The sequence below is a fragment of the Pseudomonas sp. OG7 genome, assembly GCF_014192825.1.
Classification (GTDB): Bacteria; Pseudomonadota; Gammaproteobacteria; order Pseudomonadales; family Pseudomonadaceae; genus Aquipseudomonas; species Aquipseudomonas monteilii.
This window is the reverse complement of record NZ_JACHYK010000009.1, coordinates 42,674-55,683: the sequence shown is the minus strand read 5'-3', so window position 1 is coordinate 55,683 and position 13,010 is coordinate 42,674. Positions and strand designations below refer to the sequence as shown.

Genomic DNA, 13,010 nt, shown 5'->3' with positions numbered 1-13,010 from the left:
AGCTTCACTGGCTGCCAAGGTCGCGCAGGTAAGCCCAAGGGTAGATCCCGCGCTCATGCCCATCGCTGAACACCAACTGCACGCCATATCCTTGCGACTCGATCTGTACCACGCGCACATCGTCGCGCACCAGGCTGATCGCGCCCGACAGCCGCGCCGCACGGCATTGTGAACAGGGGCAAGCACCGCGCAAACGGGTATGGCTGAGGCTGTGCTCGCCGTCTTCCCATTGCAGTACCAGCTGCCCTGGCCCGCGCAGGTTGCGAATGGCTTGCGGGGCGTTCATCAGGCTGCACCGCGCAGTTGCGCCAGGGCAATCCGCACCGCCTTGCGCACCTCAGGGTCGCTGTCGGCCTCGGCGGCCTGCAGCACCGGCAAGGCACGCGCCTGGCCCAGCTCGCCAAGGGCCAGCGCCGCTTCCTTGCGCAGGTTGGCAATGCCATGGCCAAGCAACGCGCCAAGCGCATCCAGTGCAGCGGCATAGCGCAACCGACCCAGTGAACGCGCTGCCCGCAGGCGTACCTGCCAGAAGTCATCGGCAAGGGCCTCCACCAGCGCCGGGCCTGCCTGGTCCTGACCGACTTTGCCTAACGTGGTGGCGGCTTCCTCGCGCACTTGCCAGGCCTGGTCAGTCAATGCTGCCACCAACGCTGGCAACACCGAGCTGTCCCGGGCAAGGCCCAACGCGCCGATGGCCGCGCGGCGCACCTCGGTGTCCGGCTCGGCCTCGGCGAGCGCTGCCAGCGCCAGCAACGCCGGCTGGTGCTTGAGCCAGCCAAGAATGCCCACGGCCTCACGTCGCACGGCGGCGTCGTCATCGGCCAGCGCCAGCAACGCAGGTTCGGCAGCATCCTCCAGGCGCAGCTCGCGCAAGGCTCGCAGGGCACTGGCGCGGACAAAGGCATCGGCGTGCTTGGCCCATGGCAGGATCAACTGGCCGGCTTCAAGGCTCTTGAGTTCGCTAAGGCTCTGCGCAGCTGCCAGCCGTACCGGTTCGGCGGCATCGGCCAGCGCAGCGCACAGGGCTTGCACAACTTCGGGTTCTTCCCAGGCCTCCAGCAGGCGTGCGGCCTCGGCACGCACCTCATCGGCGGTGTCCACCAGCAGTGCATCGGTGAGCCATGGCAAGCCATCCGGGTCTTCCAGGTCGGCCAGGTCGATCAGGGCGATGCGTCGCACGCCAGCGTCTGTGGCTTCAAGGCGAGGCAACAGGGCGAGGATATCGGGGTTGTCGGTCGTTCGGTCAGTCATAGCGCGATCCGTAGCGGTGGGTGGTCAGTGTCCGGCAGGCCCAGCGGGGTCAGGCGCGGCAGTTCGCGGCCTTCCTCGTGGCGCAGCAACGCCAGGCAGTGACGCTTGAGGTGAGTGAATTCAGGGCTGGTCAGCAGGCTGGCGCGGCGGGGGCGCGCAAAGTCCAGGCGCAGGTCTTCGATGAAGCGGCCGGGGCGCGGGCTCATCACCAGGATGCGGTCGGCGAGGAACAGCGCTTCGTCGATATCGTGGGTAACGAACACCACGGTGGTGCGGATGCTGGCCCAGATCTCCAGCAACAGTTCCTGCATGCGTGCACGGGTTTGCGCATCCAGTGCGCCGAAGGGTTCGTCCATCAGCAAGAGCCGTGGGCGGTTGATCAGCACCCGGGCAATTTCGGCCCGTTGCTGCATACCGCCGGACAGCTGGTTGGGCCAGCGCCCGGCAAAGTCGGCCAATCCCACCAGTTGCAGCATTTCGCGAGCTTGCCGGTGACGTTCGGCGCGGCCCAGGCCCTGCATTTTCAGGCCGAAGGCCACGTTGTCGAGCACGCTGCGCCAGGGCAGCAAGGTGTGGTGCTGGAACACCATGCCACGCTGCGGTGACGGCCCGGCAACGGGCTGGCCGTCCACGTTCAGCTGGCCGCTGCTGGGCACCAGGTGCCCGGCCAGGGCGCCGAGCAACGTCGACTTGCCACAACCGGAAGGGCCGAGGATGCAGACAAACTCGCCAGGCGCCACGGCAAAGTCCAGGCGCTGCACTGCCTCGAACGCTTCGCTGCCGTGCCCCAGGCAGATCGACAGGCCACGACCCTCGATACGCCCCGGCGCCTGTTGATAACTGTTCATCAACTGGCCCTCCGCGTGCGGTACCACGGCGTGGCCAGCGCCCCCAGGCGCTTGACCAGGGCGCTGCTGCCCATGCCCAGCACGCCGATCAGCAGCATGCCGACGATGATGTCCGGGTAGTTTTGCAAGGTGTAGGACTCCCAGGTGTAGTAGCCGATGCCGAACTGCCCGGAAATCATCTCGGCGGTGACCAGGCAGAACCATGACGTCCCCATGCCGATGGCCAGGCCGGTGACGATGCTCGGCAACGCCCCAGGCAACACCACTTCGCGCAGGATCGCCCAGCGCCCGGCACCGAGGCTGCGTGCCGATGCCACCAGGCGCGGGTCGACCGCCTCGACGCCGTGCACGGTGTTGAGCAGGATGGGGAAAAACGCGCCGGTGAAGGTGATGAACACCATCGACAGTTCCGACGACGGGAACATCAGGATCGCCAGCGGGATCCACGCCACCGCCGGAATCGGCCGCAGCACTTCCAGCGGCGGCAGCAGGGTGTCTTCAGCCCATTTCGAGCGGCCGATCAGCAACCCCAGGGCCACGCCAACCAGCGCCGCCGTGGCATAACCGGCAAACACCCGCGACAGGCTGCTGCCCAGGTGCGCCAGCAGGGTGCTGGAGGTCAGCAACTGCCAGGCAGCGTCCAGCACCGCCTTGGGTGTGGGGACATAGGTGAAGGTCAGCAGGCCGAGGTCCAGTTTCACGCTTGCCGCCACCTGCCAGAACAGCAGGCAGGCCAGCAGCGACGCCAGGCGCACCGGCCAGCGCTTGAGGTTGCGGGTCATGTCGGTGCCTCCCGGTCAGCGCTGGGCGACCAGCTTCTGGTTGGCGCTGACGAAGTCCAGCGCCTCGCCACCATGGGCCTTGGCATACTGCTCGGCCTGGTCCTTGAGCAGGAACGCCGCCAGTTCGCCGTTGGCGTTGCGCACGAACCAGGCCTGGTTGGCCAGCAGCTTGATGCCGCTGTCGGCGGCCTGGGCGTAGATGGCGCGGATGTCCTTGCCCTCCTGCTCCAGCTGGGCCAGGGCACCCAGGGCCGCTTCCGGCGAAGCGTAGTGGCGGACCTTGTCTTCACCGCGCACCCAGATTTGCGCCAGGCGGCTGAAGTCGGTGATCGGTTTGCCGGTCAGCGCGTCATTGGCCTTGAGTGGCAGCGGGTCGTAGTCTTTCAGCGCCTTGTTGTAGTCCAGGCCAGCCTCTTTGAAGGCGGCACGGATGTACTGGTCGTCGATGAACTTGTCGGTGTCCAGGCCCCGGTCGGTCTTTTTCAGCAGCTTGAGCGTGTCGATGGACGTAGCCACTGCCTGGCGGTATTCAGGCTTCCAGGTCAAGTCGCGGGTCTGCAGGCCGAGCGGGCCGTGGAACAGGTAATTGACCTCGGCTTCGATACCCGTGACCTTCTCGATCAACTCGCTGTACTTCTCAGGCTGCGCAGCGATCAGGCGGTCGGCTTCAAGGCTGGCGCGCAGGTAGGCGGTGACCACCTCGGGGTACTTTTTCGCGTAGTCGGCATCGACCAGGGCACCATGGAAGGTCGGTGCATTGGCCTGGGCGCCGTCATAGATCTTGCGGGCGAAGCCTCGGTTGGGGAACAGCTCGGCGAACGGCACGAAGTCGGCGTGGGCTTCGATGCGGTTGCTGCGCAGGGCGGAGCCGGCGATTTCCGGCGCCTGGGCGATGATGCGCACATCCTTCTGCGGGTCCCAGCCCTGGGCGGCGACGGCGCGCAACAGCATGCCGTGGGCAGTGGAGGCGAACGGCACGGAAATGGTCTTGCCCTTGAGTTCAGCCAGCGACTGCACGCTGGACGCGGCAGGCACGACGATGCCGTTGCCGCTGCCATGCACGCTGCCCGACAGCACACTGATGAACAGGCTGCGCTTGCCGGCATCCAGGTGGGCAACGCCGTTGAACGACCCCGGGAAGTCGGCCATGGCGCCGAAGTCGAGTTTGCCGGCGACCATTTCGTTGGTCAGCGGCGCACCGCTGGTGAAGTTCTTCCACTCGACCTGGTAGGTGGCGTCCTTGTACTTGCCCTCATGCGGCAAGTACTTGTCCAGCAGGCCCAGCTCACGGATCAGCAGGCCACCGGTGGCGCAGTTGATGGTGGTGTCCTGGGTGCCGATGGCGATGCGGATGGTTTCGGCACTGGCATTCAGGCCAGTGAGCGCCAGCGCGAGGCCGGCCACGGTTGCAACAAGGCGCATGGGTGTTTCCCCTCGAATCGTTATAAGAGTTGGCGTCGTCTCCGCCGCCCGGTTTGGGTGGTGGGAAACGAGGGGCACAGCAGGAGGGCGTCCGGTGGTTCGCCGGATGGCGGGATGAATCAGCGCAGCAGGTACGGGATGTCGACCTTCACTGCGCCGGTGGGGCAGTCCTTCTCGCAGGGCATGCAGTACCAGCATTCGTCGAAAGCCATGTAGGCTTTTTGCGTGGCCGGGTTGATCGCCAGCAGGTCCATGGGGCAGACCTCGACGCACACGGTGCAGCCTTTTTCGGCGATGCATTTGTCTTCGTCGATGGTGACCGGGGCGCTGCTGCGGAAGAAGATTTCTTGCGGCTGGTAGGCCATTTCACGGAGTCCTTGGGGCCTTTATTGGCTCCCTTTCATCTAGAGGCTTGCACATTTCCCTGTGGGAGCGGGTTTACCCGCGAAGAATCCAACACGGTGGATGGCACCGGCTTCGCCGGTGTTCGCGGGTAAACCCGCTCCCACAAGGTGAGGTGTCGCTTAGGCGGCATCGGCTTTGACCCGCAACCGGTCGTAAGCGGTCTGCTCATCTGCATCCAGGGCGATCAGGTAGGGTTCGACGGCCTTCTTGAAGCTGGTCATTTCACCGTTCTCGCCTTTTTTCAGGTGGCAATGGCAATACCACTCGCCATCGTTGCGCTCAGGGAAGTCCACCCGGTGGTGGTACAGCCCCCAGCGGCTTTCCTCGCGGAACAGCGAGGCCCGCGCCGCCATCTCAGCGCAGTCGCGAATCACCGACACTTCCATCGCACGCATCAGTTCATGAGGGTTGCTGGCCTTCATCTGCTCCAGATCACGCTCGATCTCGGCAAAGCGCGCCAGGCCGATTTCCATCTTCTTGGTCACCTTTGGCGGCTGCAGGTAGTCGTTGACCATGCGCCTGAGCTTGTACTCGACCTGGGCTGGCGGCAGGCCATGCTCACGCTGCAGCGGGGCAAACACCCGCGCGCGCTCGCGTTCGACCTGTTCGGCATCGACCTCGGCGAGTTCGCGCCCGGCCACGTAATGCGCGGCGTTCACGCCGGCAAACCATCCATAGGTAAAAGCACCGAGCATGTAGTTGTGCGGCACCGCAGCCATGTCGCCCGCGGCATACAGCCCTTTGACGCTGGTCTCGGCCTTTTCATTGACCCACACGCCCGACGCCGAATGCCCGGAGCAGAAACCGATCTCGGAGATATGCATCTCGACCATGTGCTGGCGGTAGTCGGTGCCGCGCCCGGCGTGGAACTGGCCACGGCTGGGGCGCTCGTTGCTGTGCAGGATCTCTTCGATGTTCTGGATGGTTTCCTCGGCCAGGTGGTCGAGCTTGAGGAACACCGGGCCATTGCCGCCTTCGAGCTCCTGATGGAACTCCCACATCATCTGGCCGCTCCAGTAATCGCACTCGATGAAGCGCTCGCCCTTACTGTTGGCGGTATACCCACCCAGCGGGCCGGTGACGTAGGCACAGGCCGGGCCGTTGTAGTCCTTGATCAGCGGGTTGATCTGGAAGCACTCGAGGTTGGCCAGTTCGGCGCCTGCATGGTAGGCCATGGCGTAGCCGTCACCGGCGTTGGTCGGGTTCTCGTAGGTGCCCATCAGGTATCCCGACGACGGCAGGCCCAGGCGCCCGGCGGCGCCGCAGGCAAGGATCACCGCCTTGGCCCGCACCACGCGAAACTCGCCGCTGCGGCAGTCGAAGCCCAGCACGCCCGCGGCGGCGCCTTCGCCATCAAGCAGCACACGGGTGCAGACCATACGGTTGCTGATTTCTACCCGGGCACGCTTGAGCTGGCGGTACAGCACCTTCTTGATGTCGTGGCCCTCGGGCATGGGCAGCACGTAGGCGCCCATGTGGTGAACCTTCTTCACCGCGTAGTCGCCGGTTTCGTCCTTCTCGAACTTCACGCCCCAGCGATCAAGCTGCTCGATGGTTTCAAAGCTGTGGGTTGCGTAGGCATGCACGGTGGCCTGGTTGACGATACCGTCATTGGCCACGGTGATTTCCTTGGTGTACTGCTCGGGGGTGGCGTGGCCGGGGATGATGGCGTTGTTCAAGCCGTCCATGCCCATGCTGATGGCGCCGCTGCGCTTGACGTTGGCCTTGTCCAGCAGCAGCACGCGCAGGCTCTTGTCCTGCTCCTTGGCCTTGATCGCCGCCATCGGCCCGGCCGTGCCGCCACCGATGATGATGATGTCGTAGTCCTGGGTCTGGATGCTCATGCCTTGCCCCCTTTCTGGCGATCAATGCGCAGGCGGTACTGGAAGGCATCGCCGCGGTAGTACAGGTGTTCGAAGTCCAGTGGCGTGCCGTCGGCAGCATGGGTCAGGCGCTCGATGCGCATGATCGGCGAACCTTCTTCAACCTCCAGGGCCTGGGTCAGGTCGCTGTCGGCCAGCACTGCATCGATGGCCAGGTCGGCGTGGCCAAGGGCGATGCCGCAGTCGTTTTCCAGCAGCAGGAAGATGTCGCGGGTGACCAGGTCGGCCTTCTCCAGTTTTTCGCCGACGGCCTTGGGCAGCCAGGTCAGTTCCAGCGACACCGGCTCGCGGTTGATCAGGCGCACCCGGCGGATCTCGGTGACCAGGCTGCCCTCCTCGACCTGCAGCCGGGCAGCCACCAATGCGTTGGCCGGCACATGGCGGAAGCTGCGCAGGCGGTTGATCACTTCGTAGCCCATTTGCGTCATCGACTCGCCCAGGCCCTGCAAGGTACTGACGTTCTGGAACGCCTTGGGCTTGGCGACAAAAGTGCCTTTGCCGTGGATCTTGAAGATCAGCCCTTCCTTTTGCAGGTCGCCCAGTGCCTGGCGCACGGTGATGCGGCTGACGTCGAAGGCCTTGCCCAGTTCGCTTTCCGAGGGCATGCGGCTGTGCGGTGGATAAGTACCGTCGAGGATGCGCTCGCGCAGCAGTTCCTTGAGCTGGGTGTAGAGCGGTACCGGGGACAGGGGGAGCAGTTGGGCCATGGGGTCTCTTCGCTGATCGATGACTTGTTATAACAAGTTGTGACCAGAGGATAGAGGGCATGAGAACCCTGTGGGAAATATTGATATCGCATATGGATAGATGAATTTGCGCAGACCGGTGGCCCACAAAAGCCGCCTGCGCAAAAAGAGGAAAAAGGCCACAGATCAAGGCGATGGACGTCAACGACACAGATGGGTATCATGCGTGCGCGTTGCACTCGTAGCTCAGCTGGATAGAGTACTGCCCTCCGAAGGCAGGGGTCGTGGGTTCGAATCCCGCCGAGTGCGCCATATCAAAAAGCCCTGGGCATGAGCCCGGGGCTTTTTCGTTTGTGCGACATGTCGCGTTTCTGGCACTCCCGTGCCACGGGTCATTGGTGTTAGCGTGGGCGTCTTCCCGTTTCCTGACGGGTAACCCACAACAATGATTGGCGAAGGAATGCGCACAACCATGCACCTGAAAAAACTCACCGCCACCACCCTGCTGCTGGCCAGCATCGGCCTGTTCACCCAGCCGGCCCAGGCCAACCTCACCCATCAGCAGTCCGCTGCCATCGTCAAAGCTTTTGACGGCAGCAACCCAAGCGACTTCAAGCAGTTCCTCGGCAAGCTCAAAGGCAGCGACCTGGCCAAGGCCGACAACCTCGAGGCAACCCTCGACGCCTACCTGGCCAGCAAGCCACTGGCCGCCGAGCAGCAAGACGAGATCAACCGCCTGCTCGGCCTGTATACCCGCATCAAGTATGGCAAGGCCGCCACCGAAACCCTGCGCGAGCTGGTGGCCATCCCCACCTTCAATGTCGAGGGTACGCCGCAGTACCAAAACCCCGAGTTCCTCAAGATTGCCGACAAGATCAAGGCCCTGGCCGACAGCTTTGGCCTGGCCTTCCGCAACATCGACAACCGGGTGTACGAGATTTCGCTCGGCAGCGGCAAGGAAGTAATCGGCATCCACGCCCATGCCGACGTAGTGCCGGTCAACCCGGACAACTGGAAGCTGGCCGACGGCACACGCCTGGACCCGTTCAAGGTCACCCTGGTTGGCGACCGCATGTACGGCCGTGGTACCGAAGACGACAAGAACGGCATCGTGGTGGCGATGTACGCGCTCAAAGTGGCCAAGGACGAGAACCTGCCGCTGGCCCGGCAGTTCAAGCTGCTGATCGACACCACCGAAGAAACCAGCGGCGATGCCATCCCCTACTACTTCGAACGCAACCCCACCCCTGACTACAACCTGGCCCTCGACGGCGGCTACCCGGTGGTGATCGCCGAGAAAGGCTACGGCACGGTCATGGCCAGCTTCAGCAAGCGGGCGGCCACTGGCAAGGGCGCAGAAATCGTCAACCTGACTGGCGGCCTGGCCACCAACCAGATCCCGACCACTTCGGTAGCGACCCTGGTTTCAGAGAACCCGACGCAGCTGGCCAAACAGTTGCAGCAAGCCGGTGCCAAGTACGTGAAGCAGCATGGCGGCGACTTCAGCATCGACGCCAAAGCAGAGGGCAAGAACGTGCTGCTCACGGTGACCGGTGTTTCCGCCCACTCTTCGGAGCCGGAGTCCGGGGTGAACCCGGTGGCCCGTATGCTCGACTTCATCAACGGCGTGGGCAAGCAGGTATCGCTCAAGCACAACCACTTCACCGACGCCGCCCGCTATGCTGCCGACAACTGGGGCCTGGACTACCTGGGCAACAAACTCGGCGTGGCGTTCAAGGACGCATTCATGGGCCCGCTGACGGCCTCGCTGACGTTTGTCGGGGTGGATGACAATGGCCTGAAACTGGCGGTGAACCTGCGTATTCCGAAGGGCAAGCCAATCGCCACGATCAAGGACGAACTGGCTGACAAACTGGGCAAGTGGACCCGCCAAAGCCACACCTCGGTAGCCTTCGACTACAGCCTGGACGAGCCGATGTACCGCAACCCCGAAGGCGAATGGGTCAAGGCCCTGCTCGCGGTGGCCACCGAGAACCTGGGCATGAAGCATGAGTTCGGCACCTCGGCCGGCGCAACCTCGGTGCACGACCTGCCCAACGGCGTGCAGTTCGGCCTGGCCATGCCGGACGTGAAGTACACCGGGCACAACGACAACGAGTTCAAGACGGTGGAGCAGTTCATGCTGGATCTGCAGATCGTGAGCGAGATGGTCGCGCGGCTTGGGCAGATGCCGAAGCTCTGATTGGCTGCACGGGCCTCTTCGCGGCTTCAGCCGCGAAGAGGCCGGAACAGGCGATCACCCATGACGTTTTTCAATCGACTCCATGCCGTTTCCTGCATTGCCGTGCAGAGCGCCGTGCCGGATGCTTTAGTTACTCCGAGACAGCGCTTTTTCCACCCGCAGAGGCCCGTATGAAGACCGTCGAACAAATCCTCAAGACCAAGTCCCAGCACCAGACCGTGTACACCATCGGCCCGGATGACTCGGTGCTCGACGCCCTGAAAATGCTGGCGGAGAAAAACGTCGGTGCGCTGCCCGTGGTCGAGGGCAACCAGGTGGTGGGTATCGTCAGTGAGCGGGACTATGCGCGCAAACTGGTACTGAAGGGCCGCTCGTCCGCCGCCACCCCTGTGCGCGAAATCATGAGCGCTCCAGTGGTTACCGTGGCGCCGAAACAGAACCTTGAGTACTGCATGAACCTGATGACCGACCGCCACCTGCGCCACCTGCCGGTGGTCAGCAACGGCGAACTGCTGGGCCTGCTGTCGATCGGTGACCTGGTCAAGGAAACCATCGCCGAACAGGCCAGCCTGATCCAGCAACTGGAGCAATACATCCGCGGCGAATGAAGCGCCTCAATGGTAGGCGCGCTCCAGCTCGTCCAGCTGATGGTCGAAGCTGCGCAGGCGCGCCGACCAGGTGTACACCAGCACTTCCAGGTCACGGTTGAGCACGGCTGTATTGCCATGGCCACTGCAGGTGGGCTCGCCCAGGTCCAGCTGGTAGCGTTCACGGGCCATGGCCTGGGCCACGCTGGACAGGTCGCGGGCGTTGGCCAGCCAGTGGTGATGGTGGTCATGGATTTCACGGTCCAGTGCTCGGCACTGATGCTTCAGGGCATCCAGGCTCTGCTCCAGCGGCGTGCCCTTGAGCTCGCCCATGACCTCTTCGAACGTACGCCCCGAATGCCAGTAACTGCCCCAGAAGTAGCGGTCGAATACCGTTTCGACGCGGCGTAGCGCCACCTTCGTGTTCCAGATGGTCAGCAACGTTCGCCCCTGAGTCACTTCACGCTTGTTCAGGTGCAACTGCTGCCAGGCAATCCAGGTCAGCGCCACCAGCGCAACCGCCACAGTGACTGCGGCAGCGGCGTACAGGAAATGCACTGCCTGGTTCATCTGCTGCGTCTGCCTGATGCCGTAAAAGTAACTGGCCGTCAGGGTGCCCAGGATCGTCACGGAGCACCAGAAGCCTGGTGCGTAGGGATCTTTCATCGCGCTATCCCCTTATTGTTTTCCTGAGCATAGCAACGGCCAATCACTCGTCAGGTGCCGCTCGGCGCTTTATTTTTTCTGCGGATGCAGCGCCTCATTCAGTTGATCGATCATGGGAATCCAGTCGGCATCGGCGGTGTAACTTTCCTTGAGAAAGGCGCGCTGGGCATCGTTCCAAAAGGGTGCGTCAACCAGCTTCACGTCTTCGTCCAAAGGCGAATGGGTGGTGATGAAGCGATCGATTTCGACCGGATCATCAGGAAGCCCCAACTGTTTGAAAATTTCAGAGAAAGGATGAATCGGATTGTCCATGGTTCCTCCTTGTCGCCAGACCGGTCCTCGACGAGGTCGGCCCGGCAAGGGTTGAGAGCATCAGCTGAGTTCACGCACTTCGGCGCTCGGCACCAGCTTCAGGTATTGCTCCATGCTCATGTGAATCAGGTGATCGTGATCACCCGCCTCAAGGTAGACATCACCCTGACGTGTAAGGCTCGAATCAAGCAGCATTTTTATCTGGTAGGCATCACCAAGGGCCGGCACGGCGCCGCGCTCGCAGTCACTGAACAGGCTAGGCAAGCCGCTTTCCCGGGTGAGTTGCCAGGCCCCGGACATGCGTACCTTGGTCATGTCCAGGTGCCGGTTGGCCGGTAGCACGGCCATGATGTAGTTGCCATGACGGTCATCGAGCATCACCGACTTGGCGACCCGCTCGGCGGGCACGCCGGCCGTCCGGGCCGACTCCAGGCTGGTGGCCGAATGGGGATGGGGAATGATGTCGTAATCGCAGTTGGCCTTGTCCAGGCGGACCTGCAGGGTTTTAGCCATACGCATGATGCACCTCCGGTTTCGCCCCCCAATCTCCAATTTTAGGCCTGACAGCGGCAGGCAGGGCTAAACTTGTGCAATAGAGGCAAACGAGGTGACGACAGGTGATCGCCCGCTGCTGGCGCTGGCTGATGCTGCTGTTGCTGCTTGGCATTACGCCCGGCGGTCAGGCAGCGCCCGGCGCAGTGTGGGTGCTGGGTATCGACGATGCCATCGGCCCTGCCAGCGCCGATTACCTGGTACGCAGCCTCGACCAGGCCCGGGCGCAGGGCGCGCAGCTGGTGGTCATCCGCATGGACACTCCAGGCGGGCTGGACAGCGCCATGCGCCAGATGATCAAGGCGATTCTCGCCAGCCCCGTGCCGGTGGCCACCTACGTTGCGCCCAGCGGTGCCCGTGCCGCCAGCGCAGGCACCTATATCCTCTACGCCAGCCATGTTGCCGCAATGGCGCCCGGGACCAACCTGGGCGCCGCCACCCCCGTACAGATCGGCGGCCCCCCAGGTGCCCCCAAGGACGACAAGACCAAGGGCAGCGATGATGAAACCCTGGCACGCAAGCAGGTCAACGACGCCGCTGCCTACATCCGCAGCCTGGCGCAACTGCGTGGGCGCAATGCCGAGTGGGCGGAGAAGGCCGTGCGCGAGGCCGTCAGCCTGCCCGCCAGCGAAGCCTTGCGGCTGAATGTGATCGACCTGATAGCCGATGACCTGCCCGACCTTTTGCGCAAGCTGGATGGCAAAACGCTGCAGGTCGCCGGCCAACCGCACCAGCTGCAGACTGTCGGCGCCAGCCTGGTCGAGCACCTACCGGACTGGCGCACACGGGTGCTGGCCGTGATTACCAATCCCGGCGTTGCACTGATCCTGATCATGATCGGCGTGTACGGCCTGTTGTTCGAGTTCATGAACCCCGGCTCTACGGTGGGCGGTGTGGTCGGCGGCATATGCCTGCTGCTGGCGTTGTATGCCCTGCAACTGCTACCGGTGAGTTTCGCCGGGATGGCGCTGATCCTGCTGGGCGTCGCCTTCATGATCGCCGAAGCCTTCCTGCCCAGCTTCGGCATGGTCGGGTTTGGCGGCATCGTCGCCTTCGTGGTCGGCGCTTTGATCCTGATCGACACCGATGCCCCAGGCTTCGGTATTCCGCTGACCTTGATCGGTACCTTGGCCGTGCTTTCGGCGCTGCTGATCGGTGGTGTGCTGGGCATGGCCCTGAAGGCACGACGGCGGGCACTGGTGAGCGGCGACGCCGGTCTGGTCGGCAGCCTGGCCACCGTCACCCAGGTGATACCAGGCAACCCGTTCTGTGGCGTGGTGCTGGCCCAGGGCGAGCAATGGCAAGTGCAATGCGCAACACCGCTGCAAGCTGGCCAGAACGTGCGGGTGACCGCGCGCCATGGCGTGATGCTGGAAGTGAGCGCCGCCACGCCTGCGGCGCAAGGAGAATGAG

Annotated in this window: 14 protein-coding genes and 1 tRNA gene; 4 read left to right on the top strand and 11 right to left on the bottom strand. The window is 63.6% G+C overall.

The window, feature by feature from the left end; genetic code table 11:
• Positions 1 to 4 precede the first annotated feature (4 nt).
• The 8 genes from FHW75_RS21265 to FHW75_RS21230 all read right to left on the bottom strand — a co-directional run bounded on the left by FHW75_RS21265 (position 5) and on the right by FHW75_RS21230 (position 7,298).
• The gene (locus tag FHW75_RS21265; RefSeq protein WP_025754988.1) at positions 5 to 286 is read right to left on the bottom strand and encodes a gamma-butyrobetaine hydroxylase-like domain-containing protein; all 282 of its coding nucleotides are present in this window, start codon (positions 284 to 286) and stop codon (positions 5 to 7) included.
• Positions 286 to 1,251, bottom strand: coding sequence for a HEAT repeat domain-containing protein (locus FHW75_RS21260; RefSeq protein ID WP_025754989.1), 966 nt, complete (start codon positions 1,249 to 1,251; stop codon positions 286 to 288). The genes FHW75_RS21265 and FHW75_RS21260 overlap by 1 nt, the downstream gene beginning before the upstream one ends.
• Positions 1,248 to 2,099 carry an ABC transporter ATP-binding protein gene (locus FHW75_RS21255; protein WP_019099873.1) on the bottom strand — a complete coding sequence of 284 codons (852 nt, stop codon included), beginning with the start codon at positions 2,097 to 2,099 and terminating at the stop codon, positions 1,248 to 1,250. The genes FHW75_RS21260 and FHW75_RS21255 overlap by 4 nt, the downstream gene beginning before the upstream one ends.
• Positions 2,099 to 2,881: an ABC transporter permease gene (locus FHW75_RS21250; RefSeq protein ID WP_019099872.1), complete on the bottom strand. Its 783-nt coding sequence runs from the start codon at positions 2,879 to 2,881 to the stop codon at positions 2,099 to 2,101. The genes FHW75_RS21255 and FHW75_RS21250 overlap by 1 nt, the downstream gene beginning before the upstream one ends.
• A 15-nt stretch (positions 2,882 to 2,896) precedes the next feature.
• Positions 2,897 to 4,303: an ABC transporter substrate-binding protein gene (locus FHW75_RS21245; protein ID WP_019099871.1), complete on the bottom strand. Its 1,407-nt coding sequence runs from the start codon at positions 4,301 to 4,303 to the stop codon at positions 2,897 to 2,899.
• A 119-nt stretch (positions 4,304 to 4,422) separates the two neighbouring features.
• Positions 4,423 to 4,668: a ferredoxin family protein gene (locus FHW75_RS21240; RefSeq protein ID WP_008096634.1), complete on the bottom strand. Its 246-nt coding sequence runs from the start codon at positions 4,666 to 4,668 to the stop codon at positions 4,423 to 4,425.
• Positions 4,669 to 4,827: 159 nt separating this feature from the next.
• Positions 4,828 to 6,552, bottom strand: coding sequence for a fumarate reductase/succinate dehydrogenase flavoprotein subunit (locus FHW75_RS21235; RefSeq protein ID WP_019099870.1), 1,725 nt, complete (start codon positions 6,550 to 6,552; stop codon positions 4,828 to 4,830).
• Positions 6,549 to 7,298, bottom strand: a complete 750-nt coding sequence (locus FHW75_RS21230) for a GntR family transcriptional regulator (protein ID WP_019099869.1) — start codon at positions 7,296 to 7,298, stop codon at positions 6,549 to 6,551. Before FHW75_RS21230 ends, FHW75_RS21235 begins: the two co-directional genes overlap by 4 nt.
• Before the next feature lie 214 nt (positions 7,299 to 7,512).
• Between FHW75_RS21230 and FHW75_RS21225 the strand changes: the two genes are divergently transcribed.
• From FHW75_RS21225 to FHW75_RS21215, 3 genes are all read left to right on the top strand, one after another.
• Positions 7,513 to 7,589, top strand: a tRNA-Arg gene (locus FHW75_RS21225).
• Between the two features lie 160 nt (positions 7,590 to 7,749).
• A complete protein-coding gene (locus FHW75_RS21220) occupies positions 7,750 to 9,480 on the top strand; it encodes a dipeptidase (protein ID WP_025754992.1) in 1,731 nt (576 codons plus the stop codon).
• A gap of 170 nt (positions 9,481 to 9,650) precedes the next feature.
• Positions 9,651 to 10,088 (top strand): CBS domain-containing protein, encoded by a 438-nt coding sequence (locus FHW75_RS21215; RefSeq protein WP_019099867.1) that lies wholly within the window; start codon positions 9,651 to 9,653, stop codon positions 10,086 to 10,088.
• Positions 10,089 to 10,094: 6 nt separating this feature from the next.
• Here the strand turns inward: FHW75_RS21215 and FHW75_RS21210 are convergent, their stop codons facing one another.
• From FHW75_RS21210 to FHW75_RS21200, 3 genes are all read right to left on the bottom strand, one after another.
• Positions 10,095 to 10,733 (bottom strand): NADH:ubiquinone oxidoreductase subunit N, encoded by a 639-nt coding sequence (locus tag FHW75_RS21210; RefSeq protein ID WP_084297251.1) that lies wholly within the window; start codon positions 10,731 to 10,733, stop codon positions 10,095 to 10,097.
• A 69-nt stretch (positions 10,734 to 10,802) separates the two neighbouring features.
• Positions 10,803 to 11,045 (bottom strand): DUF2789 domain-containing protein, encoded by a 243-nt coding sequence (locus FHW75_RS21205; protein WP_025754993.1) that lies wholly within the window; start codon positions 11,043 to 11,045, stop codon positions 10,803 to 10,805.
• A gap of 60 nt (positions 11,046 to 11,105) precedes the next feature.
• Entirely contained in the window at positions 11,106 to 11,564 is a 459-nt protein-coding gene (locus tag FHW75_RS21200; RefSeq protein WP_019099864.1) for an aminoacyl-tRNA deacylase, read from the bottom strand.
• Positions 11,565 to 11,662: 98 nt separating this feature from the next.
• Between FHW75_RS21200 and FHW75_RS21195 the strand changes: the two genes are divergently transcribed.
• Entirely contained in the window at positions 11,663 to 13,009 is a 1,347-nt protein-coding gene (locus FHW75_RS21195) for a nodulation protein NfeD (RefSeq protein ID WP_019099863.1), read from the top strand.
• Position 13,010 lies beyond the last annotated feature (1 nt).

Bases quoted from the DNA above. Each gene is read 5' to 3' on its own strand.
- FHW75_RS21265 (WP_025754988.1), bottom strand. From the start codon at position 286: ATGAACGCCCCGCAAGCCATTCGCAACCTGCGCGGGCCAGGGCAGCTG.
- FHW75_RS21260 (WP_025754989.1), bottom strand. From the start codon at position 1,251: ATGACTGACCGAACGACCGACAACCCCGATATCCTCGCCCTGTTGCCT.
- FHW75_RS21255 (WP_019099873.1), bottom strand. From the start codon at position 2,099: ATGAACAGTTATCAACAGGCGCCGGGGCGTATCGAGGGTCGTGGCCTG.
- FHW75_RS21250 (WP_019099872.1), bottom strand. From the start codon at position 2,881: ATGACCCGCAACCTCAAGCGCTGGCCGGTGCGCCTGGCGTCGCTGCTG.
- FHW75_RS21245 (WP_019099871.1), bottom strand. From the start codon at position 4,303: ATGCGCCTTGTTGCAACCGTGGCCGGCCTCGCGCTGGCGCTCACTGGC.
- FHW75_RS21240 (WP_008096634.1), bottom strand. From the start codon at position 4,668: ATGGCCTACCAGCCGCAAGAAATCTTCTTCCGCAGCAGCGCCCCGGTC.
- FHW75_RS21235 (WP_019099870.1), bottom strand. From the start codon at position 6,552: ATGAGCATCCAGACCCAGGACTACGACATCATCATCATCGGTGGCGGC.
- FHW75_RS21230 (WP_019099869.1), bottom strand. From the start codon at position 7,298: ATGGCCCAACTGCTCCCCCTGTCCCCGGTACCGCTCTACACCCAGCTC.
- FHW75_RS21220 (WP_025754992.1), top strand. From the start codon at position 7,750: ATGCACCTGAAAAAACTCACCGCCACCACCCTGCTGCTGGCCAGCATC.
- FHW75_RS21215 (WP_019099867.1), top strand. From the start codon at position 9,651: ATGAAGACCGTCGAACAAATCCTCAAGACCAAGTCCCAGCACCAGACC.
- FHW75_RS21210 (WP_084297251.1), bottom strand. From the start codon at position 10,733: ATGAAAGATCCCTACGCACCAGGCTTCTGGTGCTCCGTGACGATCCTG.
- FHW75_RS21205 (WP_025754993.1), bottom strand. From the start codon at position 11,045: ATGGACAATCCGATTCATCCTTTCTCTGAAATTTTCAAACAGTTGGGG.
- FHW75_RS21200 (WP_019099864.1), bottom strand. From the start codon at position 11,564: ATGCGTATGGCTAAAACCCTGCAGGTCCGCCTGGACAAGGCCAACTGC.